We start from the raw sequence: 2,861 nt of genomic DNA, 5'->3' as shown, positions 1-2,861 counted from the left end.
ATGCGAAGTGTATGCCGCATTTTCTGAATATACGGATGTTCAAATTGGACGAATTATCGACCACTTGAAAGCGACAGGTCAGTATGATAATACCGTCATTATGTATGCTTCAGATAATGGAGCCTCAGGAGAGGGTAGTCCTAGTGGTTCTGTTAATGAAAATAAATTTTTTAATGGATACCCAGATGATATGGTGGAAAATATGAAACTAATCGATGAGCTGGGCGGACCCAATACTTATGAGCATTACCCAACAGGTTGGGCATCTGCTTTGTCAACTCCTTTCAAAATGTTCAAACGCTATTCCAATTATGCTGGTGGAACTGAATGTCCATTGACCATTACTTGGCCAAAAGGAATTAAAGCACGCGGAGAAGTTCGAAATCAATACCATCATGCGGTAGATATTGTTCCAACTATTCTTGAAATTTGTGGTGTCGAAATGCCAAAAGTGTTTAGAGGAGTAGAACAGTATCCATTATCCGGTGTCTCTATGAAATATTCGTTTGATGCTAAACCCGATGCAACTACTCAAAAACACGTACAATACTATACTATGTTAGGAACCCGAGCCATTTGGCAGGACGGTTGGAAAGCAGTGGCTGTACATGCACCACTTACAGGTAAAGGGCATTTTGATCAGGACAAATGGGAATTATACAATACAGATGTGGATCGTTCAGAATCTGTTGATTTGGCCAAGAAAAATCCCGAAAAACTTGAAGCACTAAAGAAATTGTATATGGATGAAGCGATGAAAAATAATGCTTTGCCTCTGGATGATCGATCTGCCACAGACGTATTGAACACTGAACGCCCTACCGAAGAGGCGGAGAAAGACAGCTATACCTATTATCCACATACGAGCCAAGTGCCAGAAGCGGTGGCTGTTAGCGTAAGAGGAAAATCGTATAAAATAGTTACCAATGTTGAGATTAAAGATGCGAATGCTTCTGGAGTAATCTTTGCACACGGTTCCCGTTTTGGTGGGCACAGCTTATTTATCAAAGATCATAAACTATATTATGTTTACAATTTCCTTGGAATTACAGAACAACAATTGGTTTCTACGGAGTCTGTTAAACCTGGAAAGTATACTTTTGGAATGGAGTTTGCCAAAGAAAAAGAAGGTGAACATAAAGAATCAATAGGACCAGCTAAATTGTATATCAATGAGAAAGAAGTAGCAAATAACACCATGAAAGCGCAAGTGGGTAAATTTACTCTCGTTGGGGATGGCCTGTGTGTGGGGTATGATAGTGGTGACCCTGTAAGTAAAGAATATACATCATCATCAAGCGAATTTGAAGGAGGAACTATTTCTTTCGTAACCGTAAGTACAGGAAAAGAACAATATCTTGATTTAGAGCGGGAAGCTGCAAGAGCTTTTAGTAAGGAATAATAAGTTTGACAATAACGAACTGTTTCTCTTAAATGGGTGATAATCTAAAATTAAAATGAAGCTGTCCGAAAGGATAGCTTCATTTGTTTTTATTGAATTATTGAGAGCTAAAAAAATTCTTTTAAAGTATCGAATTAAAAGGAATTGAAGAAAGCATCATTAAAACGTTTACCATTTTTTCATCAGCAGAATTGGGATACAGTAAACCAAAAACAGGCTTGGTATTGTATATTTTTAGAGTCATGATTTCCTGCCCATTGATTTCAATATCTGTTTGGTTTCCCGCTTTACTATTTTCAATGAGAAAAGGCACCTTATTAAGTTCTCCTTCCAATACAAATGGACTTATATATCTATTTTGTTCCGAAGCAGAATTGTTCCAAAATTCAGGCATCTTGCTGATGGTGGATTCGTTTTTACCGTCCCAATATTGTGAAAAGTGGTTTTTGGAATCAGAACGGTTTCCTGTTGTAATTTTAAAATGTCCAACAGTGTCTTTTTCACGAATCAGATAACATATTTGTTTGGAATCTAGAGACCTGGTAACACTTGAGTTGCCATTGAGATAGTTACTGTATATTTTAGTGCCATTTGCATCCCTTGTTACTTCACGCTCTTTTTCCTCTCGAGTTTCTTCAATAAAAGGGATTTCACAAAAATAATGGGCGTTATCGTTTGTGTCTATAAAACCAAATTTTGTGACATATCCCATTGCCCTAATTTTATCAGTACTCAAACCCGTTAAAGTAGTTAGTGTGGAGTTGAATAAATTGTTGCCAAAATTATTTTTCCTTTTCGTTTTTTGGGTTCTGCTATTTTGAATGATCCATTCGTGTTTAAGTTGAATGAGCTCAATAATGGAATCATCTTTTGTGACGAAGTTTAGTTTTTGGGCTTTCGCCAATGTTTTATCCGTATCGATAAACAAACAAGCGGGAGTTACCTCCAATTTTAATTCACTTTGTGGAGTAGTGGCAAATAATGTTTGAACAGCAGTATCAAATGCCTGAAGATAAGAATCGGTAAGGGCAGGAAGTTTTCGCAATAAAAGTTGTCCTGCCGGAACTGGGGATCGCTGCATTTCGACCATCATTTCATTTGAAAATATCATTGATCCACTGCTTCCGTCAATAATTTGTATTTTGAATTGTAAATAATAGGGCGCATAATCCAGACTTTCAAAGTCAGGATATGATTTAAAAGGAGAACTGCTTTTGCCTGTTATTGGATAAGGACCATTGTCAATTACCTGAAGAAACAAATGCCAGGTGCCAGGCTTTTTTTCCTTTAAGTTGGTTTTGAATTTTGGAGGCCTATTGGAGGGAAAAATTTCTTTGAAATCCCATTGAGGGTTCAAAACAACTGCATTCCAACGGTTATTTATTGCCATTAGAATGCTTTGTTTCATTTTGTCGGCTATTTCGGGATTAGTCGGTAAAATAACCCGAGAATTAGAAAA

At 37.1% G+C, this 2,861-nt stretch carries 2 protein-coding genes; one reads left to right on the top strand and one right to left on the bottom strand.

The window, feature by feature from the left end:
• On the top strand, window positions 1-1,402 hold a 1,402-nt coding region (locus VFS71_RS14580), incomplete at its 5' end, for a sulfatase-like hydrolase/transferase (RefSeq protein WP_326402131.1).
• A 121-nt stretch (window positions 1,403-1,523) separates the two neighbouring features.
• On the opposite strand, the gene VFS71_RS14575 is transcribed toward VFS71_RS14580, so the two are convergent.
• A partial coding sequence (locus tag VFS71_RS14575; RefSeq protein WP_326402129.1) for a hypothetical protein occupies window positions 1,524-2,861 on the bottom strand: 1,338 nt, incomplete at its 5' end.

Origin of the sequence: Flavobacterium sp., assembly GCF_035760125.1 — a bacterium.
GTDB lineage: Bacteria > Bacteroidota > Bacteroidia > Flavobacteriales > Flavobacteriaceae > Flavobacterium.
Note: the sequence above shows the minus strand (reverse complement) of the source record. Positions and strands in the feature narration are given on the sequence as shown.